This is a genomic window from Microcoleus sp. T2B6 (genome assembly GCF_036700475.1).
Lineage (GTDB): Bacteria > Cyanobacteriota > Cyanobacteriia > Cyanobacteriales > Microcoleaceae > Microcoleus.
Window position 1 is genome coordinate 1 of sequence record NZ_JAUBOZ010000075.1, and the last position, 23,416, is coordinate 23,416.

General features: G+C 46.6%; 17 protein-coding genes. 4 read left to right on the plus strand and 13 right to left on the minus strand.

Features of this window, described 5'->3' with window-relative positions; all coding sequences use genetic code 11:
• From QUA00_RS25865 to QUA00_RS25875, 3 genes are all read right to left on the minus strand, one after another.
• A partial coding sequence (locus QUA00_RS25865; RefSeq protein WP_333411649.1) for a DUF4347 domain-containing protein occupies positions 1-1,638 on the minus strand: 1,638 nt, incomplete at its 3' end.
• 195 nt (positions 1,639-1,833) lie between these two features.
• Complete coding sequence (locus tag QUA00_RS25870) at positions 1,834-2,652, minus strand: glycosyltransferase (RefSeq protein ID WP_333411650.1); 819 nt, start codon at positions 2,650-2,652, stop codon at positions 1,834-1,836.
• Positions 2,653-2,734: 82 nt separating this feature from the next.
• Positions 2,735-3,127 (minus strand): sulfotransferase, encoded by a 393-nt coding sequence (locus QUA00_RS25875; RefSeq protein WP_333411651.1) that lies wholly within the window; start codon positions 3,125-3,127, stop codon positions 2,735-2,737.
• A gap of 372 nt (positions 3,128-3,499) precedes the next feature.
• On the opposite strand from QUA00_RS25875, the gene QUA00_RS25880 reads away from it, so the two are divergent.
• Positions 3,500-3,670 (plus strand): hypothetical protein, encoded by a 171-nt coding sequence (locus QUA00_RS25880; protein WP_333146505.1) that lies wholly within the window; start codon positions 3,500-3,502, stop codon positions 3,668-3,670.
• A gap of 35 nt (positions 3,671-3,705) precedes the next feature.
• On the opposite strand, the gene QUA00_RS25885 is transcribed toward QUA00_RS25880, so the two are convergent.
• On the minus strand, positions 3,706-4,605 hold the full coding sequence (locus QUA00_RS25885; RefSeq protein WP_333239505.1) for an ABC transporter ATP-binding protein: 900 nt from the start codon (positions 4,603-4,605) through the stop codon (positions 3,706-3,708).
• A 356-nt stretch (positions 4,606-4,961) separates the two neighbouring features.
• Positions 4,962-5,735: an ABC transporter permease gene (locus QUA00_RS25890; protein WP_333411652.1), complete on the minus strand. Its 774-nt coding sequence runs from the start codon at positions 5,733-5,735 to the stop codon at positions 4,962-4,964.
• Positions 5,736-6,082: 347 nt separating this feature from the next.
• Between QUA00_RS25890 and QUA00_RS25895 the strand changes: the two genes are divergently transcribed.
• Positions 6,083-6,217 (plus strand): hypothetical protein, encoded by a 135-nt coding sequence (locus QUA00_RS25895; RefSeq protein WP_333411653.1) that lies wholly within the window; start codon positions 6,083-6,085, stop codon positions 6,215-6,217.
• A gap of 435 nt (positions 6,218-6,652) precedes the next feature.
• Here the strand turns inward: QUA00_RS25895 and QUA00_RS25900 are convergent, their stop codons facing one another.
• The 6 genes from QUA00_RS25900 to QUA00_RS25925 form a co-directional block, all read right to left on the minus strand.
• Positions 6,653-7,717, minus strand: a complete 1,065-nt coding sequence (locus QUA00_RS25900; RefSeq protein WP_333411654.1) for a hypothetical protein — start codon at positions 7,715-7,717, stop codon at positions 6,653-6,655.
• A 997-nt stretch (positions 7,718-8,714) separates the two neighbouring features.
• Positions 8,715-9,608, minus strand: a complete 894-nt coding sequence (locus QUA00_RS25905) for a hypothetical protein (RefSeq protein ID WP_333411655.1) — start codon at positions 9,606-9,608, stop codon at positions 8,715-8,717.
• A gap of 126 nt (positions 9,609-9,734) precedes the next feature.
• Positions 9,735-11,345, minus strand: coding sequence for a ribosomal protection-like ABC-F family protein (gene abc-f / locus QUA00_RS25910; RefSeq protein WP_333411656.1), 1,611 nt, complete (start codon positions 11,343-11,345; stop codon positions 9,735-9,737).
• A 722-nt stretch (positions 11,346-12,067) separates the two neighbouring features.
• Positions 12,068-13,093: an ABC transporter permease gene (locus QUA00_RS25915; protein WP_333411657.1), complete on the minus strand. Its 1,026-nt coding sequence runs from the start codon at positions 13,091-13,093 to the stop codon at positions 12,068-12,070.
• Between the two features lie 223 nt (positions 13,094-13,316).
• Complete coding sequence (locus QUA00_RS25920; RefSeq protein ID WP_333411658.1) at positions 13,317-13,661, minus strand: hypothetical protein; 345 nt, start codon at positions 13,659-13,661, stop codon at positions 13,317-13,319.
• Between the two features lie 310 nt (positions 13,662-13,971).
• A complete protein-coding gene (locus tag QUA00_RS25925) occupies positions 13,972-14,205 on the minus strand; it encodes a hypothetical protein (protein ID WP_333411659.1) in 234 nt (77 codons plus the stop codon).
• Positions 14,206-14,434: 229 nt separating this feature from the next.
• Here QUA00_RS25925 and QUA00_RS25930 point away from each other — a divergent pair, with 229 nt between their 5' ends.
• The gene (locus QUA00_RS25930) at positions 14,435-17,842 is read left to right on the plus strand and encodes a PAS domain S-box protein (protein ID WP_333411660.1); all 3,408 of its coding nucleotides are present in this window, start codon (positions 14,435-14,437) and stop codon (positions 17,840-17,842) included.
• 371 nt (positions 17,843-18,213) lie between these two features.
• On the opposite strand, the gene QUA00_RS25935 is transcribed toward QUA00_RS25930, so the two are convergent.
• A complete protein-coding gene (locus tag QUA00_RS25935; protein ID WP_333411661.1) occupies positions 18,214-19,281 on the minus strand; it encodes an ABC transporter permease in 1,068 nt (355 codons plus the stop codon).
• Positions 19,282-19,444: 163 nt separating this feature from the next.
• Positions 19,445-20,578: an AI-2E family transporter gene (locus tag QUA00_RS25940; protein ID WP_333411662.1), complete on the minus strand. Its 1,134-nt coding sequence runs from the start codon at positions 20,576-20,578 to the stop codon at positions 19,445-19,447.
• A 513-nt stretch (positions 20,579-21,091) separates the two neighbouring features.
• Here QUA00_RS25940 and QUA00_RS25945 point away from each other — a divergent pair.
• Positions 21,092-22,882 carry an efflux RND transporter periplasmic adaptor subunit gene (locus QUA00_RS25945; protein WP_333411663.1) on the plus strand — a complete coding sequence of 597 codons (1,791 nt, stop codon included), beginning with the start codon at positions 21,092-21,094 and terminating at the stop codon, positions 22,880-22,882.
• Positions 22,883-23,416: the final 534 nt, after the last annotated feature.

Here is a 23,416-nt window from a genome sequence, read left to right on the forward strand (position 1 = left end):
TGTGTTCACCGTGGCTGATTGAGCGGTAATTGCATTAGCTACGACTGGAGGGGTATTCGGTTTCTCGGCAATCGTTAACAGGATTGTGCCGTAGACATTCTCGTTGTCAGCGGGAAGATCGGTAGTAGTGGGGTCAGTCTTGGCGTTAGCGGCGGTGTTACCCTCAAAAGTTGGTAGAGTCTGGAAGTTGACTTTTGCGCCCGTGTAGACAAAAATTGCCCCACCTTTACCCGCGCCATTGTCAGCCTGAGATTCGCTGAATAAGCCGCCGGAGCCGCCTGTGGCTTGGTTCTTCGTAAAGGTGGTATTAATCAGGTCGAGAGTGCCAGCTTTGACAAACACAGCACCTCCCAAACCCGCACCGCCGCCGCCGCCGCCGCCGCCGCCGCCATCGCCGAAGCCGCCGAAGCCGCCGAAGCCGCCGCTGCCGCCTGGGTAGTAGGCTTCGGCGTCGCCCAAGCCGCCGCCGCCGCCGCCGCCGCCGAAGCCGCCGCCGCCGCCACCGCCGCCGTAGCCACCGCCGCCGCCGCCGCTGCCGAAGCCGCCGCCGCCGCCCTCGCCGCCGCCGCCGCTGCCGAAGCCGTAGCCGCCGGGGTAGCCGCCGCCCTCGCCGCCGCCCTTGCCGGCCACTTCGTCGCTGCGGTCGTCCCCGCCGAAGCCGCCGCCGTAGCCGCCGCCACCACCTAGCGCCTGGTTATTATTAAAAGTGACACCACTTGCCGTCACCCTGCCACTGTCGATAAACAGGGCACCTCCCATTCCCGCTGCACCGCCGCCGCCGCCGCCGAAGTTGCCGTTGTCGCCGTTAGCACCCCGTGCTTTGCCATTGGCTAGGGTGAAGTTTTTGAAGCTGACGGTGGCATTGTTGGTGATGTTGAATATCTGGTAATTGTCGGCACCGCTAATAGTGAGTGGGTTGGCTAGCGTGGCATTAAAAATAATGTCGGTGGTGAGAGTGGGTAGGAGACTTGTGAGGATGATAGTGTTGGTACCTAACAAGTCTCCAAATTCGATAGTGTCCTCATCCGGTAGGCTGTTCGCGGCGACTATGGCTTCCCGCAGGGTGTAGCCGTTAGCAGCGTTATTGTCATTGGTATCAGCCGTGCTATTGACTTTAAAAATCCCCAACACTCCCGCATAAGCTTGTCGTGCCTTTGCGTCAAATGCCAGAGGCGGTTTACCTTCTCCCCTTTTCACCTCTAGTTCCCAGTCGCCTCCTAATGCTGCGTTGCCGGTGGGTTGGACGGAAGCGGCTATTTCAGCCCTGGTTATTTGATGCAGTTTTTGGATAAATTCTTCTCCGCCATCCCCAGCAGCAACATTGCAGCCATATAAAAGAATTGTGGCTGTTTCTGTGAAGCTAGGTCGCCATTGTTGCAGTTGCCTGCTGTAGTTTTCCAGAGTCTCAAGATTCAGTTGAGTTTTGCCCAAATACAAGCATCCAGGGGAACCGTGAGAAACGATATGTAGCGAGTCAATGTCGGTGTGCTCTTTTAAGGCTTGGGTAATTTGTATTATCCCATCAAGGTGAGCGTCGAGAATGACAATTTCTGTGCCTAAGATTACGCCGTCAAGGAGAGTCTGGCGGTCTTCAATGGCTGAGTCAATGATTAGGATATTTTTGGCAGTTAGAGTCATTTTCTTTTCTAGTTGTGATTGAAATAAGGTTTATGGTTTGGTTTTGTTGGGGCGAGTTTACCAGCGTCTTTTGTAGGAAGCATAGATAATACCCCTCTTCTGTCAATAAGCCGCAGAGTATAAGAGAACAAAATCTCTCAAACCCTAGCTGGGTCTATGGTTAGTATGAGTGAACCGCCCCTAGGAGGGTTTTATTTAGGTGTCTGGGCCCCTACAATTGGGTGATTCAATCGGTTTTTCTTCGACAAAAAAACGGGCTTGAACTTCTACTCTAAGTTGATAGCGTTCTGACATCCCCCGACGTTCCAAAGCTTGGCTAATCACTTTTTGAGACAAGAGTATTAGCTGGATCTGCTTTGTTTTACATATGCTTTCCGGGTGCTGTCGGTAGTAATAAAGGGGCTGGCTAACTTTATGGACTTCAGTGATTTCTGTCAGTCGCAAACAGAGTTCGTAATCTGGGATAAATTCATTGTCTTCGCACTTAACTCCGCCTACCTGTTCATACACCGAGCGACGGATTAATCGAAAGTGAAAGAGCATAAAATCAATCAATATTCGGTCTTTAGAATAAGGTATAGAACATCGGTGTCCTAGTCCCAAAATTTGACCGTTTTGATTGATGTCTAAATAATCCGTATAAACCAGCCCTACTTCTGGATAAGTTTCTAAAATAGGGACGGTTAGCTCTAAGGCTCTCCAATCAAGAATATCATCGCTATCTACTTGACCGAGGTAAATTCCTTTCGCTTCAGCAAAAGCTCCTTTCAAAGCGTGAGATAGGCCTTGATGGGGTGCTGCAATAACGCGAATACGACTGTCTCGCTGTGCATATCGGCTGGCAATTGCCAGCGAGGTATCTGTAGAACCATCATCCCAAATCAACAATTCAAAATCTTTATAGGTTTGTCCTAAAACGCTTTCAATAGCTGTTGGTAGGTAGCGTTCCCGGTTATACACAGGAATCACGATGGTAATTTTGGGATCTGGGGTGGTTTCGCGGGAATTTGTCATCGGTAAGACTTGTCTTTATTCAAAACCATTTGTTGCTGTTGGCAGTCGCCTCGTAATATTAATATTTACAACTACCGGGGAGTTAAATAGTCAATAAATATTGGTAAATCGTCACCTCAATGCTGTCCATAATCCAAGCGATGTTTCTGACACAACAGATCACTTTGGCTTCGGGAAATAGTTCCCGAATTAGTGGCAATTTGCTACACCAAAGACGATTGGTGTCAAAGATAATTTCTTTGTCAGCTTGCGGGTGGTAATAGGCTGAAAAGATGCTCACAATCAGTGCCCGTTTTTGTTCCGGTGAAATAAATACGGAAAACTCAATGTCTTCGCTCATGGCTTCCAACATTCGCTCAGCTAAACCCGCGACAGGGGAAGTCATAGCGCTGTGAAACCGGGGATTTTGTCGTAGTAGTGCAGCCAGTAAAGTAGAGCCTGAGCGGGGTAGTCCTGATATGAAGTGGGCTTTCACTGGCTTCCCGTGGGAATGGGGTTCAATAACATGAGATGCAACCTAAATGTATCATACCACAGATATATCTTTTATACCATATTTTTATTTAACACTTCGCAACACAACATCCAGGTTTACGATATCTTTACCATCTAGACATCGTGGGTTGGCTTTCCCCTATCTCTATCGTTGCTTAGGGCCCCTGCCTCTGTAAAGTCGGAAAAGTCGGATCATAAAGTCGGAAAAGTCGGATCTTTGCCATGAGGACATAATTTAGGCATCCAAGAGAGGCTGTGGGTATGAGGGTTTATTTGTTTTAGCGGAATTTTATTGGCTATTTTGCCAGACAGCATTAAGGTTGACGATATTTTTACAACCTAGACATCGCCTTTGTTAATTACTCTGGAATTTTTGACCGCAGATGGTGGCGGATATACGCGGATGGACGCAGATGAATTTAGTTTAGTCTTGGACGCACGGGTGGCCAGAAACCGGGTTTTTGCGAGATACTGCGTTACGGTCGGCAAAAATGGCAAAAAACCCGGTTTCTTTGGCTTTTGAAGCGCACCGGGCGGATATACGGAGATGGACGCGGATTAGGATACAGTTTGTTTAGTCACTTCTACATAAATATGTTCTAACCGCACCGGATACCGAGCAATTGAATCAATAGAAATCCCGTCGAACAGCAAAATAATTTCTTTTAATTCTAAACGTTCCGGCAGCCAAAAAGCTAAATCGCTACCGTAGCGGCGGGGAATGAAACTGTATTGTTTAGCGCGGGCGATGACTTCAGCTTCTTCGTCGGTTTTTACCACGATAATTTCTTGAGCAGGAATCAGTTTTTGCAACTCCTCCAAACTGCCCTCGGCCACAATACTGCCATTTTTCAAAATCCCAATTCTCTGACACAGCCGCTCAGCTTCATCCAACAAATGAGTTGTCAGCAAAATTGTAATTCCTTCCGATTGCAAGCGCTGGATTAACTCCCAAATTTCGTAGCGAGCCTCAATATCTAAACCCGTTGTCGGTTCATCTAAAATTACTAATTTAGGCTGGTGTACCAAAGCCACCGCAATATTCAAACGGCGCTGCATTCCTCCGCTCAAAGTTTCCACAGGGCTTGTAGCTCTATCTGTCAAATTAACTGCTTTCAAACAGTGTCTTACTTGATAGCGCCGCTGCTTGCGCTCTAAGCCGTAAATTTGAGCAAAAAAATTGAGGTTTTCTTCGCAGCTAAGGCTTTTGTAAAGCAAATTTTCTTGGGGCGCTACACCTATTAAGGATTTTGTAGCTTCGGAAACAGGTTCGCCATTAATAGAAACTTTGCCACTGTCGGCATTTAGCAAATTACATAAAATATTGATAGTTGTAGTTTTGCCCGCCCCGTTTGGCCCCAGCAAACCGTAAATTTCTCCAGCTTGAATGTGCAGTGTTAAATCTTTAAGCACTGAACGCTCGCCGTAAGACTTATTTAACTTTTCAATTTGCAGCACTGCTTTAATTCTCCGTATTATTTTATATATTTACGGTTGTTTCTGAACGATTAAACCGCAGAGGGCGCAGAGGGCGCAGAGTCAGAGAAGAGAGAGATGAATAATTACGACATAATGCAATACGGTTCAGATAAGACTGATCCCCCCTAGCCCCCCTTAAGAAGGGGGGGACAAGAAGTTGCTCTTGCGTCCCCCTTCTTATCAGATAAGACCGATCCCCCCTAGCCCCCCTTAAGAAGGGGGGACAAGAAGTTGCTCAAAGTCAACCCCTACTCCCCTTCTTAAGGGGGATTTAGGGGGATCTCCGGGGAATTAACAGTGTTAACTGAACCGTATTGCGACATAATTAGATAGTTTTAAAGCCTTCTTTCTACTCGCAACATCCGCCGATAAGACAGCCATCCGGCTACTATCATTAAAACTGCAAAAATACACAAAAACCCGAAGTGTTCGGAAATATCAGCCAAATCTTTGCCGTCAGCCCACACGCCCATCAGCGCTTCGTTCATGTGATAGATTGGATTGTACTGCGCGAGATCCAGCAGACTTTTGGGAAATAGCGAAGTCGGCAAGAATGCGCCTCCTAAAATCAACAAAGGAACGCCGAAAGCCGCTACTAGGGAGTTGACATCTTCAGTGCGCCTCGCAAACTGGGTGCCGAGAATAAAGCCTACACCTACATAAGATACAATACTGAGCAGAATAATCGCACATCCTAACAGAATAGAGCCTTGAAATTGTGCTCCTAAACAAGAGGCGATCGTATATACTAAAATTACTTGTCCGATGCCGATGCAACTGTGAGCCAGAAAAATTCCTAAAAAGTAGGAAGTGCCGCTCAGGGGGGAAATAAACAAGCGTTTGAGAGTATGCTGTTCTCGCTCTGCTACTACCGTTGCTACGCTACCACCGAGACAGCTAAAAAATAAAGCTGCTCCTACTAAGCTTGCAGGTGCAGCAGTTTCAAAGGCTTTTGCTGTGGTGAGATTAGCGCGTTCTTTTAAAATTAAACCGTTAATTAGCAAGATAGAAACTGGAAAAATACTCCACAATACTAAGCTGCGTCGCCGCCTCCCCAATTCAATTAAAATCCGCTGCGCTACAGCGAGGGTTTCGTACCAGTATTTCATCTTAAGTTTGTTAGCATTGTTATTTTAGGGAATCAAAAATTAAACTTAAGAGCCTATGATACAGTCATTACATAACCTTGTCAAATAACAGTTCAAAATATAAATAATTGAATTAACATCAGGCAAGGTCGGAGATGGCAATGCCCAAGGCGTGTCAACTTAAACTTTTCCTCCGCAAGTCCTCCCGCTCACCCGGCAGTCCGCCAGGGAATGAATTCCCTGTCTAATAGCTAAAGTCCTCTCAAAGAGGACTGAAGAACTCATTAGTCCTATGCAAGAGGACTTTAGTTTTGAGGCAGGGGTTTCAACAAGAGCCGGACTATTTGTTGTACGTTAAGTTGAAGCCAATGGGCAATGCCGTTTCCCTACCCCAAAATAATCGTCCTGGTGAGGATGTAACCATCGCCGGATTAATTTTAGGGAAAGGGCACTGCCGTGTCCTGATTTCGGGTAATACTGACATCTTGCAGCAATATCAATAAGAGGATTTTTCGTGGGGTCGGGCGGGTTTATAGAACCTATTTGCAAGCTTTAAGGCTGTTGGCGAACCCGCCCCTACGGCTAATTGAGAATGGTGCAAGATCTAAGGTAATACCAATTTTTTATGAGGCCCCGTAGAATCCGAGCCCCCCTTAGCTTGCCCCCTACTCAACCCCTACTCCCCTTAATAAGGGGGGGACAAGGGACAAGATTCCGATCAAAGTCACCCCCTACTCCCCAACAATCAGGGGGAGTAGGGGGTATGCGAGGGGGATCGAGATATGTGCAACTTCACATTAAATGGGTATAAGGGGTAAAATCAACCGCATTGGATGATGAAATTACCCTTGCGAGTGGTCTGTTGATACAACCAGCGACAACACGGCTATTCAGGACACGGCATTGCCGTTTCCCTACCCCAAAATAATCAATACTTATTACTTAATCGTAAAGTTCTTACCTCTGTAGCATCCTTGAAAAGAAGTTAAACTGGTGCCGTTTTTCTGTTCCAATTTAGTCACGAGGGAAGAAGTATTGGAACTGTCAGGGGTAGCACCCCACTTGTACATAAAGTCGCCGAGATTGTCTCCGGTTTCTTCGTAGCTGTGCTCTTCTACCGGAATTCCCGAAACTCCTGAAACAGTTTGGTTGTGGTATCCGTTAACGATGATTTTTTCGATAACGGCCCCCGGTTCTGCGGTAATGTTCCACTGCACGGGTTCGTAGGCTGAAAGTGCGAGAATTATGGGCTTGTTTCGACGTTCTACTTTGACTTCGATCCTCTCCGAGGGCTTCGCTAACGCACTTTTTGATAAATCTCGGTTCTTGTGATCCGCATTGGCTTCGTAAACGCCTATTAAATGAAGTTCTTTGTTTCCGCTTGACGAACCGATATAAGCTGAAAAATCGTCGGAACCGTCAAGCCCGCAGTTGGCGCCAGAACTAATTGGGGAAATAAAAGCTGTTTTTTCGGCTATTTTCTGCTGCACTGCCGGTACTACCCACAATCCGGTTCCGATGCCTAAAGCACCTATCAAAGCAGCCGCGATACCGAAAGGAAGGGCATTTGTGAGGTTGCGAACAACTGGTTTTGCTGTTAGTTGAGATAGCGTTTGCTGCCAAGTTTCACCAGTTTGTCGATCGGCATTGCCACCATCGAGACAGGCCAATAAACCTAAACTTTCCGGCTGTTCGAGCAGACTTTGAACTGTTTTCCCTTCGCCGACGTAGAGATTTCTAGTTGCGGTGTCTAAAAGCAGCCAGTAGCGATCGCCCTCGCCGAGGTTGTACTCTTGTACCGCAGGATCGACTAAATCGTGCTGCAAAAACACCAGCCAAGCCATATTATTGCCAGTGCCGACTGTTTTGCCGTCGCTGGAAATAAGTTGGTCGATGTCTGGTTCCCAGCGCCAAGCTACCCAGCGACTATCTCCTCGATAGCCGAGGGATTTTTCAAGTTGCGGATGAGCGGTTATTTCTAAGCGTTGAACTAAGTTTGACACTAGATGTCCTCCTCAAGTGCGTTAGCGAAGCCCGCCCCTACGGGGGCTACGCCAACGCAGAGGATCGGGTCTAGAGCAATTTTGTTCCAATTTATTAAAACAAATATTTTGCTCATGAAGAGCCTCCGAATAATCGGGTTAATTTTGTCTTGCTAATGTTATCAGCCGGTACTTTCCAAACCACACTGGCTTAACAAAAATATGCCTGTTTAATGGTTTAGCTTGAGAACTTGGAGCTGGCGAGCACCCGCCTGGTAATAATTTTAACCTGTGCTGTTGACACTCCCTAGCCTAAAGGCGTAGGGATTCTTAATTCATCGACTGACCTTTAAGCGCTATGTCCTTTCGGCAATCTTTAAACTTTTCAACCGTGCAATTACACCAATTGACGAGCCTAATTCACAGCAACCCCAGAGGGTCTATCTCCAAAAGCGTACTAGGATACGAACCTAGAGTTCGGGTATGCCCTACCCTACTTAACAAATGAACTAAATTATTTGTTTTCTGGTAAAGAGAATGCGTCGATCCTCTAGCTGTTTTAAGAGTTTTCGCTGCTCTCGGTCCAACAATTTATGCCTAAAAGTGTGTCTCCGTTTCACTTCGGGCAAAGGAGTTTAACCTTGACTGTTCTAGTCTAGCACAAATACAAGAAATTTCCGGATTTTTAGGAATGGATTTAAGAAATTAAAGCCGTCCTAGAAGGACGGGGTTTTAAACCCTATTTTCTGATAACTAATCCTGTTACGGATTGAAGCTGGCTATCTATCACTGCTTCTACCTGGTTGGCCAGTTTTAAAAGAGTGCTTGGCCCATAGCGTCTACAAGTTCTTAGCTTAACTTTTATTTCGCTACTGTGCTACAAAATATGCCGATCGCACCTAAGAGCAATATTACGCAGGCAAATAAATATTCCGGCTTTCTCGCGGGTGAAATATCCCTTAAAAAGAGAACGTTTCCGAGAAACCCGGTTTCTGTAAAAGTTCTGACACTTCGCCTATTACTGGCGGGGGCCATCAATCGCCTCTCTAGTCGGTGCAAGACCTCCGGGGCTAAAGGAACTCGGCGGCACTCTCGGAAGATTGAGATTGCGATTTGGAACTAAATCGCTGTTGCTGTCACCAGCAGTTCCACCCGTGGGAGACGCACTGTTATTGGGATTGGTACTCGGTGAACTTCCCGGATTGAGATTATTGGGATTGGTATTCGGCGAAGTTCCCAGATTGGGATTATTGGGAGTGGTATAGGGCGAACTTCCCGGATTGAGATTATTGGGATTGGTACTCGGTGAAGTTCCCAGATTGGGATTATTGGGATTGGTACTCGGTGAACTTCCCGGATTGAGATTATTGGGATTGGTACTCGGTGAACTTCCCGGATTGGCATTGGGAGTACCTGCGGGCGAAGTTCCCGGATTGGCATTGTTGGGATTGGTATTCGGCGAAGTTCCCGGATTGGCATTGTTGGGATTGGTATTCGGCGAAGTTCCCGGATTGGCATTGTTGGGATTGGTATTCGGCGAAGTTCCCGGATTGGCATTGTTGGGATTGTTGGGATTTGCCGTGCCTGCAGGAGTAGTTATCGGGGTGCCGGCAGCATCTCTGGTGATGGCGTTGGGGTTCGGGGGAGGAGGCGGAGGAGTGGCTGCATTGGGGTTATTTGCAGGAGCATTGCCCGGAGCAGTGTTTTGGGGAGCAGCATTGCTGCCGCACAAGCTGACTAAATCAAAAGTTGTGCCACCTCGGGTTTCGATGAAACAAACCGGTACATTTACTTGGGGGTTTGAGGCTCTGGGAAAATCGGCTGTTCCCGGCATGGGACGGCTAAAGGCAGCTTCAGCCATCAGTGGGGTCAAGGCCGCCGATAGAGCGGCGATTGTTCGCAATAATCTCATCAGCGTTTCCTCAAATGTTGAACTGTGTTTGATCCAGTATTGCCCAGAAACTAGAAATTGTCTTCTTCCCAAAATAGGAGCTTTGGCTACTCCTGCTGATGTAGGCTGCGCCACTGAGCTTCAGAATTAAGACATTTGCATCTCAAGTAATTCCTGATGATAACGTTCCAACTCATGCGGTTGATGGATCAGCGGCTGAAGTTGGCCATTGTGGAGTTGGTAGGCTTGTGTGATTCCAATGCGGCTGAGAAAGTCGAGGTCGTGGGAAATGACCCAGAGGGCGCTCTGAAACTCATTGACTCCATCAACAATCTGATTCACTGTTTCCAAATCCAAATTATTTGTTGGCTCATCTAAAATGAGCAAATCAATTTGAGAAATGCCGATCGCAGCCAGCCCTAATCTCGCTAACTCACCGCCGCTTAAGGCAGATGCAGGCTTGTTCACCTCATCATTAAAAAATAGAAAATTTCCTAATTGCTGTCGCAGCAATTGATAGTCTAAGTTTGGGTTTGCCATTTGCATATTTTCTAGGACTGTCCGAGAGCGATCGACAATTTCATAGCTTTGATCGAGATATACCCATTTTAGGGCAGATTTTATGGCAATTTCACCGGATTCTAAAATTGCTGGAGTTCGCTCCATTCCTAGAAGGGCTTGAGCTAAACAGGATTTTCCTGAGCCGTTCTTTCCCGTAATAGCAATGCGCGAGTCTGACGATACATGAAGCTGAATGTTTTTGAGTAATCGGCGCTCTCCTAATCTTAAATCAGCACCTTGAATATCGATTAAATTTTTGTGTTTTTGACTGCATTCTTCTAATTTAATCCGGGTTGTTTTCGTCGTTCTGATTTTGGTTGCGGTAACTTGATTAGTTGCTTTTTCTACGGCTAGGTCATGTTTTTTCTTAGCACTTCCTGCCATTACTTCAGCTTGTCGCTTCAACGCACCAGCGAGAATTTTCGGAATGCTGTCGGCACGTTTGCGACCTTGTTGGCGAGATTGGGCTGCTCGTTGTTGTTCCTGAGATGCTGATGTTTGCGCTCGCTTTAGTTCTTTTCGCGCTACTTCGTGGGCGCGTAACGCGGCTTGATGCTCGATTTCTTTTTGCGATAGATAGAAGGAGTAGTTCCCACCGTAAACCTTTAACTCCGCTGGCGTTAATTCCCAAATCGTATCGACGGTGCGATCGAGAAAAAACGGCTTGTGCGAGACAATAACGAAAGCACCAGAAAATTCTTGCAGTGCTGTCTGCAACTGTTCCAGGGTTAACAGGTCTAAATGATTGGTTGGCTCATCTAACAACAGAATATCAGGCTGCTTCGATAGAGCGATCGCCAAGCAAAGTTTCGTCAGTTCTCCACCGCTCACTGTGCCCAGAGCCTGAGATAGCGAGACTTCCGAGGCAAACTTCTCTTCTAGCAACGTCGTCACCCTCCACCATTCATCCGAATGAGAAGCGATCCAGTCCAGTACCAATTCATTCGATGCAGACAGATTCAGGGTACTGACTTGAGGCAGATAGTAAACACTACCTGTCCTCGCGACTGTGCCAATCTGCGGGATTAGTTGTCCGGCAAGTAGCTTGAGCAAGGTCGATTTACCGCTGCCGTTGCGACCGACTAAGCCAATGCGCGAGCCTTCATGAATTGCAACAGTGATATCTGCGAACAAAGTCCGTGTGGGTGCGACTTCGCAGGTCAAATTAGCTGCGTTGAGAATTGCTTTCTTTTGCATATTTCTGCTCCATCTTGCTTTGCTGAGCCGTCCTCGTAGTGCTGGACGCTCGATCGCAGTACGATCGAGAGGTCGCTACCCAATTCAAATCTCTGGATTTCGTAGTTTTTAAAGCACAGAGCGTTGAAAATCGATCGGGATGGGTTAGCAACCAGCAGTTAGCTTCATGGCAGTAAGAATTGACAAAAGTACAATAAATTACAGTATATTACACGAGTTTTACGTTGTCAAGCCACAGATGTTTTGAATTCTGCGGTACAAGGGATACAGTCTTGGACGCAAGGAATCTATTTTGACACCATCTGTAGTGGTAAGGCGCGGACTGTACACCATACTGGCTCTTCCTTACTTACTGTGCTAATTTATCTAAAAATAATGGCACAAATTCTTATATAGCAAAAATTTCTGGTCTTGTTTTAGTTGATTTTAGCCGTTTTTTCTTAAATTCAGATATATGTTGATTTTCAACTACTTAAACCAATAGTTTGGCACATTAAGTAAGGAAGATCCGGATACGCTGTATGATGTCCGGTCAATTACCCGTAAGAAAAAGGGTAATTGACCGGACATCATATAATAACAACTATAGCGGTTCTCAAGCGTTGTGAGGTATGGGGGCTTTGTCCTATGCCTATGCCCTATGCCCTATGCCCTATGCCCTATGCCCTATGCCCTATGCCCGCGAGAGCACCTCATGTTACTGAGAAAGGCTATAACTTCCTTTAATACCGAATTCGCGGGTCAACGTAAGCGTTCAAAATATCAATTACAATGCTGGCAATTACGACAATTGCCGCAAAAAACACCACAATACCTTGAACAGTTGGATAATCCCGCAAGCTAATCGCTTCGTAAAGACGATTTGCCAACCCCGGCCAAGAAAAAGTAACCTCTGTTAAAATAGCACCGCCCAACAGTGCAGCAAAAGTCAATCCTAAGACAGTAATCACCGGAATTAGTGCATTTTTTAGAGCGTGAGCCCATAAAATCTGCAATTCGGGAATGCCTCTAGCTCTCGCTGCTTCGACATAATCTGCTTGCAAAGTTTGCTTGAGATTCACTCTGACAATGCGCTCGAAAATGCCGCTCAAAAGAATGCCCAAGGTCAAACTCGGAAGTGCCAAATAATGCAAAGATGTGAGAAACTGACCAGGGTTAGCGCTCAGGAGACTGTCAATAGTGTATAGTCCTGTGTAGCCTTCGGGGGCGGGGAATGTCACGGGAAAGCGAGTTCCCAAGGGAAACCATCCTAACTGCACCGCGAAAATTAATTGCAAAACCATGCCGGCCCAAAAAGCCGGCAGTGAGTAAGTGATAATGCCAAACAAACGGCCGACAGCATCGAAAATAGTGTTGGGGCGGGATGCTGCTAAGGAACCGATACTGATGCCAACAATTAAAGCTATGGCCATGCTACAAACTGCTAATTCCACTGTAGCGGGGAAATAATCTCCGATAATTTGCCACACGGTTTGTCCGCGAGTGGTGATGGATGTTCCCAAGTTCAGACTGAATAAGTCTTTCATGTAGTTGAGATATTGCTGCCACAGGGGTGCGTCGAGGCCGAGTTGAGTTCGCATTGCTTCTTTGGCGGCTGCGGGAGCTCGTGAGCCGAGAATGGCATCTATGGGGTCGCCCGGAGTGGCCCGCAAGAGCAAAAATACTGCTGTGGTGATTGTCCACAACATTAGGGGTGCCAGAAGCAAGCGGACAAAAATATAAGATTGCAGGGCTTTGGAACGAGACATAATATTTGGGAATTGCCAATTGGAAATTGGAAAGAGACAGTTGAGTGGATGTTACTTACATCTTGCACTATTCTCAAGAACAGGCAAGATGCCTGTTCCACAACAGATAAATTTTATTGTGGGCCGTTGCTCTGAGCAACGGCCTGAAAGGATGATTGAGAATGGTGCAATATCTCAGTTTTAGCGAAAAAGTCGATCGACTTTTTCGCAATTGGCGATTTTCCTATTCGCCCAGCAGCGATTCAAATGCAGCTTGCAAAGACTTGATATCACCTACTCTGGCTACTAACAAGTTTTCGCTGCCGGCATCCTGCAGCCTGTGTCTCCAATACTGGATGCTATCAGAGTTGTTCATCCAGAAACTAATCACGGTGTCTACAACTCGATCGACATCCCAGCCGCGGTTAGGAGAAACTGTCTCTACGGATGCCACAAACGCATCGAGAGTGCACTTCCGGTTTGCCAAGTATTCTACACCGGACGGCTGCTGTTGTTGCAGCAATTCCTGCTGCTGGGTAAAAAATGTTAAAGTTGGAGATACGCCCAGGATTTCAAATGTATAGTTCATGTCATCCTCCAGAAGTATTATTTTGCCAAAATATCGAGCGTCCAAAAAAGCCAAAAACGCTTTACTTTGCTGGCGTTGATTAAATGCAGATGCTTTAATTATCCTCTTTGTAGTCGATGGCTTACGCCCCGCTACGCTACGGTATTTTGGCGGCTTATCTTATTAATAGCAAATTTTTTAACACGAGATTGTCACCTACTTTACATTTGTCCTCGCACTGTAGAAAAAATTAAAATCTAATTTTTATTAAGCAGGCGTAAGGACGACAATTGCCACCCGGAGAAAGTGAGCTTATTTTAGATTTTAAATTTTAGATTAAAAAATTGAATAATTGGCAATGACTGATGACAACCAGGGTGGGGAGCACGGGCCTAAAGTTGCTTTTTTTACGGGGTGTGACTTTTTGACCGGGAGCCAGCAGAGCGATCGCCACATTCAGGCAAGTAGTGGCATGATTAATATTACAATTTTTTACAGTATCGGTGGAAACCTCAGCCCCGTTTTGAGCTGCCAGCCACTGCACTTCACTATTTGTGTACAGCATTGTAACTTATATCGAGGGTTCTTTTAACTGAGATATTGCACCATTCTCGCTTAACAGGCTTTTGGGCCTGCTCCACAAGAAAATTCACTCTTTGTGGAACAGGCCGAAAAGCCTGTTCATAAAAAGCTAATTGAGAATGGTGCAACATTTCAGTTTAAGCGACAAACGATACACAAACCCGGTAGGTGTCACAATATTGATGTTATTGAAAAGTCTGAGCAGTTGTGTGATGAAAAGCTCGCCCAAGATGTCACTGAGCCTTGTTTTGTTGATACCGCTGGTGGTGCAAATCTCCGTAGCAGTCGGCGTGACTGGATGGCTGTCGTTTCGCAACGGCCAGAAAGCCGTCAATGACCTTGCTACGAGGTTAAGCTTGGAAGTTGCAGCGAGAACTAAAGAAAATTTCCGCAGTTTTGGGGATGTGTCTCACCTGTTCCTGCAAATGAATACTGCTGCGATCTCCTCTGGAAACTTAGACCCGCAAGACTTCCCCAACTTAGAGCGCTATTTGTGGAACCAGACCAAGCTGAGCGATCGAAATACAACCATCTACTACGGCGATGAACAGGGCAGATTCCTCTTGCTCAAGAGAGAAGCAGAAGACTTAGTATACATCAGAGACGAATCAACCGCTCCAAACCGCCAAATTTATCGCCTAGATAGCCAAGGAAATCGCACTGAGCTAATCAAAACCGTCGCCTATGACCCCCGTACTAGACCGTGGTACCAAGTAGCCAAACAGTCAGGCAAAGCCACTTGGTCTCCCATCTACCCCTTCGCAGCCTCGCCAGTTCTGGGGATTACGCCGGTGGTGCCTATTTACAATGAAACAGAAAACCTGCGGGGGGTATTGGCAATTGACCTGACTCTTTCTCAAATCAGCGATTTTCTCAAAAGCATCAAAATTAGCCCGTCTGGACAAGTTTTTGCGATCGAACGTAGCGGTGAAATAGTCGCCAGTTCCACAGACGAATTGCCCTTTGTCACTGACAAAGACGGACAAAAACGGCTGTTGGCGACACAGAGCAAAAATTTGCTAATTCGATCGGCCTCCACATACTTGCAACAACGATTTGGTAGTTTTGAACAAATTAACAGCCAAGGACAGTTTACCTTCGAGATAGACGGCAAACGTCAATTCATTACCGTTGCTCCCCTGCAAGACGGCCGCGGCCTCGATTGGCTGATTGTAATCGCAATCCCGGAAGCAGACTTTATGGAGCAAATTAATGCCAACACTCGCACAACTATCTTATTGTGCTTTTTTGCCTTCGTAGTGGCGATCGTCCTCGGAATTTTCACCTCTGGCTGGGTTGTCAAACCGATTACCCGATTGCTGGAAGCTTCCAAAACTTTAACAAAAATGTCCGAATCATCCGACTTCACATCCGCAGAATTAGACGGCGAAGTCGAAGTTCAAGGAGTCAAAGAACTCGGTCTCCTAGCTCAGTCTTTCAACCAAATGGCGAGACAATTGCGATCGTCTTTTGTTGCCCTAGAACAAACCAACTCTAGTTTAGAACAGCGAGTAGCAGAGCGGACTGCCGAACTCGAAGCCGCAGAAGCAGAATTGCGGGCTTTGTTTGCAGCTATGAACGAATTAATTATAGTTCTCGACGGCAGCGGTCGCTATTTAAAAATCGCCCCCACAAATCTTTCTCTGCTCTACAAACCAATCGAAGAATTAGTGGGCAAAACACTCACAGAGGTGTTTCCGCAAGCTAGAGCCGACAATTTTCTCAACCACCTCCGAGCAGCTTTAGATACTCGGCAAACTGTCAGTATCGAGTACAATTTAACCATTGACGACCGCGAAGTTTGTTTTGCCGCCAGCATTTCACCGCTTTCAGAAGAATCCGTCATTGTGGTAGCCCGCGACATTACCGAACAGAAGCGAGCCGAATCGGCGCGACGCCAAAGGCAAAAACAATTGCTCAAACAAAATACGGTTTTGGTAGAATTGGCAAGAAATAAAGCGCTGTATCGAGGCGATTTGCAAGTAGCTTTGAGGCAAATCACCGAAGCAGCAGCTCATACGCTACAGACAGAAAAAGCCGGCGCGTGGTTGTACGATGAAAGCCGATCGAAACTGGAATGTCTCGACCAATTTAGCAGCAGCAACCAGCAACATTCCCAAGGTGCCGAACTGACAGCAGCAGACTATCCAGCTTATTTTAAAGCTTTGGAAGAACACCGGACGATCGCAGCCGAGGACGCTCTCTCAGATATTAGAACCAGAGAATTTGGGGAATCTTACTTTGCAAAAGTGGGTACTACATCAACCTTAGATGCGCCAGTGCGACTCGGCGGACAAACAGTGGGAGTCATCTGTATCGAACAAGTGGGAACTACTCGCAACTGGACATTAGAAGAACAAAATTTTGCTGCTTCTCTCGCAGATTTGGTATCATTGGCGATCGAAGCCAGCGAGCGCGATCGTACACAAAGCGCTTTGCGTCAAGCAGAACAAAAGTACCGCAGCATCTTTGAAAATGCCGTCGAAGGCATTTTTCAAACAACCCCCGAAGGCCACTTCTTGAGCGTAAATCCAGCTTTAGCCCGCATCTATGGCTACGCCACTCCCGAAGAATTGACATCAAATGTAACAAACATTAGGCAGCAAGCTTACGTCAATCCTCAGCAGCGCGAGAAGTTTATGCGGGTGATGGAAGAATTCGGAGAAGTTTCGGGGTTTGAGTCACAAGTTTACCGCGTTGACGGCAAGGTAATTTGGATTTCCGAAAGCGCGCGTGCAGTGTGCGACGCCGACGGCGAGGTACTCTACTATGAAGGCAGCGTCGAGGATATTAGCGATCGAAAAGTCTTTGAATCCGCCTTGCAACTCGCCCTAGAAGCAGCCGAAGCCGCTTCCACCGCAAAAAGCGCATTTTTGGCAAACATGAGCCACGAACTGCGAACACCTCTGAATGCCATCATCGGCTACAGCGAAATGCTCCAAGAAGAAACCGAAGAATTGGGTTACGATGAACTCATCCCAGATTTAGACAAAATCCGCTCTTCCGGCAGACACTTACTATCGCTAATTAACGACATTCTCGACATTTCTAAAATCGAAGCCGGCCGCATGGATCTTTACTTAGAAACCTTCGACATCGCCGCCTTGATTGAAGAAGTAGCATCCACCGCCGCGCCGCTAATAGAGAAAAACGGCAACACTCTCAACTTGCACAAAATTAGCAATATCGGCACCATGCACGGTGACATTACGAAAGTGCAGCAGATTTTATTAAATTTGCTGAGCAATGCCGCCAAATTCACTCAAAACGGTACAATTACCCTCACAGCCAGCCGAGAAAAAATTGCGGGTGACAGCAGCGAAGCAAAACAAGAAAACACTTCTGAACCGGCGGCGACTTCAGAATTTTCAATTGCTAGTAACGAATTTTTAGTTGTTAATTGTATAGATACAGGAATTGGGATGACTCCAGACCAGTTGCAGCACATTTTCCAACCCTTTATCCAAGCAGACGCTTCTACCACGCGCAAGTACGGCGGCACCGGTTTGGGACTGGCAATCAGCCAGCGTTTTTGCCTAATGATGGGCGGCAATATTTCAGTAAAAAGTCAGGAGGGTGTTGGTTCTACTTTTACGATATGGTTGCCAGTTAATCCTTAACTAATCTTGGTATTTTTGAGCTATCCTTGTATTACCAAATCTCGTAGGGGCGGGTTCACCAACAATCTTTGGTTCACATTCAAAATATTAATAAACCCGCCCCCACCAAACCAATTTTAACCCTGATTGCGGGACAAGTTTATGAGTATCTGCGATGGGTGGGGGCGGGTTTTTTAGTTCGGGGAATTGATGATATAAATTTGGGTGAACCCGCCCCCACCAAACCAATTAACCCTGATTGCGGAACAAGTTTTTGAGTATCTGTGATGGGTGGGGGCGGATTTTTTAGTTCGGGGAATTGATGATATAAATTTGGGTGAACCCGCCCCTACAAATATTTGAATTCCCCATTACCAATTACCCAGTCCCAATTACCTTTGAATGCTTCTCGGATCGAGAGCATCCCGCAACCCATCCCCCAATAAATTAAACGCCAAAACAGTCAAAATAATCAGTATCGCCGGAGGCCAAACCAACCAAGGCTGCAACACTAAAATTGAAGCATTAGTAGACAGGGATAGTAAATTTCCCCAAGAAGGATCGGGCTGTTGAATTCCCAAGCCAATTAAACTCAAAACCGACTCCGCCACAATAAAACCTGGAACCGCCAAAGTAGCAGAAATAATTACATAAGTTGCAGTTTGTGGCAAAACGTGGCGGACAATAATATAAATTGGATTGGCCCCCATTGCCCGCGCCGCTTGCACGAATTCTCGTTGTTTAATTGACAGTACCTGACCGCGAATTACCCGCGCCAAACCCGCCCAATTGATAAATGAAGTAATCAGCACAATCAATATAAATCGCTGAGCACTTGTCAATCCCGGCGGCAACACTGCTGCTAGCGCTACTAATAAATAAAGACCGGGAATCGTCATCAATACTTCGGCAAAGCGCATTAATATACTGTCAATCCAACTGCCGAAATAACCCGATATTCCTCCGATAAACAATCCCAACGGGAAAGAAATTGCTATTCCTACTAAACCGATGCTGAGGCTAATTCTGCTGCCGTGTACTAAGCGACTGAATTGATCGCGAGCTTGTTCGTCCGTCCCTAAAAGGTTAATTTGGCCTTCTCCTGTAGTACCAAACAAGTGCCTCTCTAATGACAAAACTCCTAAAAACTTATAGGGAGAACCTTTGACAAACAAGCCTAGAACCGAGGGTTTTTGCCAGTCTACAATTACCTCACGAGCGCCGGTATTCGCATCCACCGGGCCCTGAGTAGTCGGATAAACGTGGGGCCCGATAAATCGCCCGTCTTGGGTGGTTAAATAAATCTGAGTCGGCGGCAGCAATGAACCGTTTAATTTAGAGTCGTAGGGGTCGTAAGGTGCCACAAATTCGGCCAAAAGCGCGACTGTATAAAAAATTAACAGCAGCACGGCTCCCAACCGAGCTAGAGGATTGTTTCTAAGATTTTGCCACCATTTCATAATTTTTTAGGTTTGAGATTTTAAGTGGGTTAGTAATAAAGACTAAAGTTCTTAAAGTTCTTTGTAGAGACTTTAGTCTTTATCTTAATGGACTCAGCAGCCAAAAGTTAATTCCTGACTTATAAAAGTTTTCATAACAGAATTACTTACTACAAAAATTAGACTACTTTTGTTCATCTGCAACCAAGATTATTCTACTTCCCTCTTCTGGTACTTTCCCCAATTCCTCGCCGCTAAAAGGATTGTAGAAAAACGAGCCTGTTTGGGGTGGCAATTTGGGATTGAGGACAATTTCTACTATACTTTTTACAACCCCAGTGAGCGGAATTGCCAGGATAACTCCCAACAATCCTCCCACTCTACCTCCTAACAGCAAAGCTGTGAAAATAATTACCGGGCTCAATCCGGTGAGATTGCCCATGATTCGGGGAGCTACTAAATTATCCTTGATTTGCTGGAGACCGATCGCCACTACCAACACTTGCAGCGCCAGCCACCAATCAATAAACGCTACAATTATACTAACAGTGCCAATTCCCAGCGTCGCTCCAATAAACGGAATTATTTCCGTCAACCCTATAAAGACGGCAAACAACAGAAAAAACGGAACTTGCAGCCACCAAAAAGCCAGAGTCAACGAGAGAGCCATAAATAGTCCCAGCAATAACTGTCCCGATATAAATCGCTGGAGGTTTCGTTCCAAAGTCTCTGTTAAAACATAGCGAATTTCTGGGGAAAAAATGCTGGTCAAACCCTGCCACACTCTTTTCCCATCTAGGAGCATATAAAAGGAAATCACCACAATAAAAATTAAGTCCAAAAACCAGTTAACAGTACCTACAACTAAGCCTAAACCCGTACCGGCGAGCGCCTGGACTTGTCCCTGGACTCTCGCTGACAGTTGCTGCTCCAATATTTGCACGTCAAACGGTAAATTGCGATCCGCACTCCAGGCTTGAAATTCACCTAGCTGCTGCCGCCCCGACTCCAGCAATTCCGGGAACCTCACGCCCAACTGGCTGGCTTGGTTGAACACCGGCGGCACAATAGTTAAACCGATTACTACTAATATCACACCCGCAGTTAAATAAACCAGCCCCGCCGCCACTCCCCGTGGCAAAAATACTTCCAGTCTTTTTACTGCATAATTTAATAAAAATGCAATCAGTCCCGCTGTTACTAAAATGCTGACCAGTTCCCCAACGTAACTGACAGCAGTCAGGGTAAACCATCCCGTCACTAGCACTAGCAGCCAAGTAATTAGAAACTGTTGGAGGGGAGAAAAAAGAGTATTCATTTTGATTTTTTTTAAATAAAGTGGCACAAATTTTTCAGCAGATGTGCCGTATTATACAATAAACACATTAGAGTATATAGCAATCCTTGCAGGAGTCGTAAATTTTTGACCCCACCCCAACCCTCCCCTTATCAAGGGGAGGGAGTAAGAAATTCACAAATGATGCGAGGATTGCTATAGATTAGGAATAATCAGTTCAAGATTAGACTGACTTTTCTCAGCATTGATAGATAGGTGACGGCCAAGCCACTTGGGGAGAGACAATGCCAGCCCGATCGACCCCACGCTCGGAAATCACGCTAATATTCAGTAGGCCCCACAGGCAGATCAAATTAAAGGTCGATCGCACAAACTCCGATCTATTCGCAATTGTAAGGTGAAACGGCGCCACACTCACCCAAAAGGGGGACGCGGGATTGCTGAGGCTATCCGCTAAAATGAATCCAATATAAAAACCGCAATCTTTCTTTACAATAAAAAAACCAAAGGCTAATAGCGGCGAGAGGAACTACCGTGACCAATCAAGTTTTTTCAGAAGCGGAAGAAAAGCAACCCCTTCCCCCCGTGGAGAGCGGGCACGACAGGATCTCAGCAGTGGATGTAGCTGGAAGTGAAGTCTCAGACAACTCTCGCTGGCAATTCTCTGGTGACGATGATGAACGAGAAGTTGCGCTGGAACTTCCAGAAATCGAGGCAGAACAAGTTTGGGAACCAGAAACAACTGAAGTTGGGCCCCGCAAAGAAATCAGGTGGCCTGCCTTGTTGGCGGGCGCAGGGATTGGTGTTGCTGCAACGTTGCTAGCAGTAAACTTGACTGGGGCCAAGCAGAATGCGCGTCCTGCTGCCGCTCCAATTCCATCGGCAACTCAGCAGGCGACGGATCAAACTGTGACAGTGGCGCCTGTGGAATCTGCCGAGGTGGGTGAAACTTTGGAAGCGACGGGCACCGTGGCAGCCTATGACTTGCTGCCGGTGCTACCACAAGCCAACGGTTTGCAAATCAAGCAGGTGTTGGTGAAAGAAGGGGATGTGGTAGAAAAAGGTCAGACGATGGCGGTTTTGGACGATTCGGTGCTACGATCGCAAATTGCCGAAGCGCTTGCGGGAGTACAATCGGCAAATTCTACGGTAGAACAAGCCCAAGCTCAGGTACAGCAAGCTCAGTCAGCCCAACAAGAAGCCCAAGCCGGCGTGGCTCAAGCCCAAGCTGGCGTTGAAAAAGCCATCGCTGACGCAGCGCAAGCCAAAACAGGCGTCGGGCAGGCAAGGGCAGGTGTGGAACAAGCTAAAGCCGGTGTCACTCAAGCTAAAGCCGGCATTGCCTCCGCTCAGGCTAAATTAGATCAAGCTCAAAGAGAAGTAAATCGCACCCAAGATTTGGCGACTCAGGGAGTAATTAGTCAGCAAGATTTGGAAAGGCGAAAGACGGAACGGCAGACTGCTGTTCAAGACTTGAACAAAGCTAAAGCTGACTTGAATACAGCTTTGGAAGAACAGAATAAAGCAGCGGAAGAAGTGCAATCTTCTATTGCTAAAGTAGCTACTGCTGAAGCTAATATCAGTACGGCTAGAGCAGCCCTCGCCAGCGCTCGTGCTAAAGTGAATACGGCCGGAGCTAGTGTCAGCAGTGCCAGAGCAAATGTCGGAAATAACGCAGCAAGTGTCCGCAGCAATGATGCACAAGTCAAACAGTTACAAACTCAACTAGAACAAACTATTGTTCGAGCGCCGGATAGTGGCACTGTGGCTGAAAGAATTGGTCGAGTTGGCGATGTTTCTTCGGGAAGTCAAAAACTATTTTCGATTATTCGGGGAAACAAGCTGGAACTACAATTGAAAGTACCGGAAACTCAGATTTCGCAAGTGCGGCCGGGAACAGCAGTGCAAATTACTTCGGATTCTGACAAGCGGATTAAGTTGTCAGGAACTGTACGAGAGATTTCGCCGGTAGTTGACCCGCAAAATCGGCAAGCTACGGTGAAGATTGATTTGCCGGCAAGCGAGTTTTTGCGATCGGGAATGTTTTTGCGCGCATCGATTTCGACGGCAAAGGCTCAAGGTTTGAAAGTCCCCGCTAAAGCTATTGTGCCGCAATCTGACGGCAGTTCTATTGTTTATAAACTTGTCGGCGAGGACAAGGTGCAGGCTCAACCGGTGGAAGTCGGGGAAATTTCTGGGGGTGCTGTGGGCGATTTGACTGCTGCTAAGGTGGTGGTTAAAAAGGGTTTGAAAGCGGGCGATCGGGTGGTTGTTACTGGCGCGGGTTTTCTTAAGGATGGCGATCGGGTTAAGGTTGGTAAATAGGTTATTTAGAGTTAGGGTTATCTAAAGATTATTGCCTTTTTTTTACCGCAGATGAAGGCAGATAAACACTGATGAACGCAGATAACCACTGCCAATATTTCGATTATATCATGTCCGGTCGATTCCCTCCGCTTCGCTTCGCCCGAAAGCAGGTAGGGGCGGGTTCACAAACAATATCTGCCAATAATTGACAATCTCAAAAACCCGCCCGGCTGGGATATTATGGTTAATCGATTGGACATAATATTACGCAGGTCTACGGGGATTGCATAATTAACTCTTGGGGATAGAACTGATATCATGTCCGGTCAATTAACCATGATTCCTGTAGGGGCCCGTGAGCCAAGATATTGAATAGAAACGGGAAAATCTGTAAACCCTTCCTAAGCCTTTAATCGCGGTCAATCGATCGGACATGATATGATATCATGTCCGGTAGCATCGGAATTATTCATCTCTGTATTCTCTCCCTCTGCGTTCTCTGCGCCCTCTGCGGTTAAATCATTCCGATGCAACCGGAAACGATATGATATC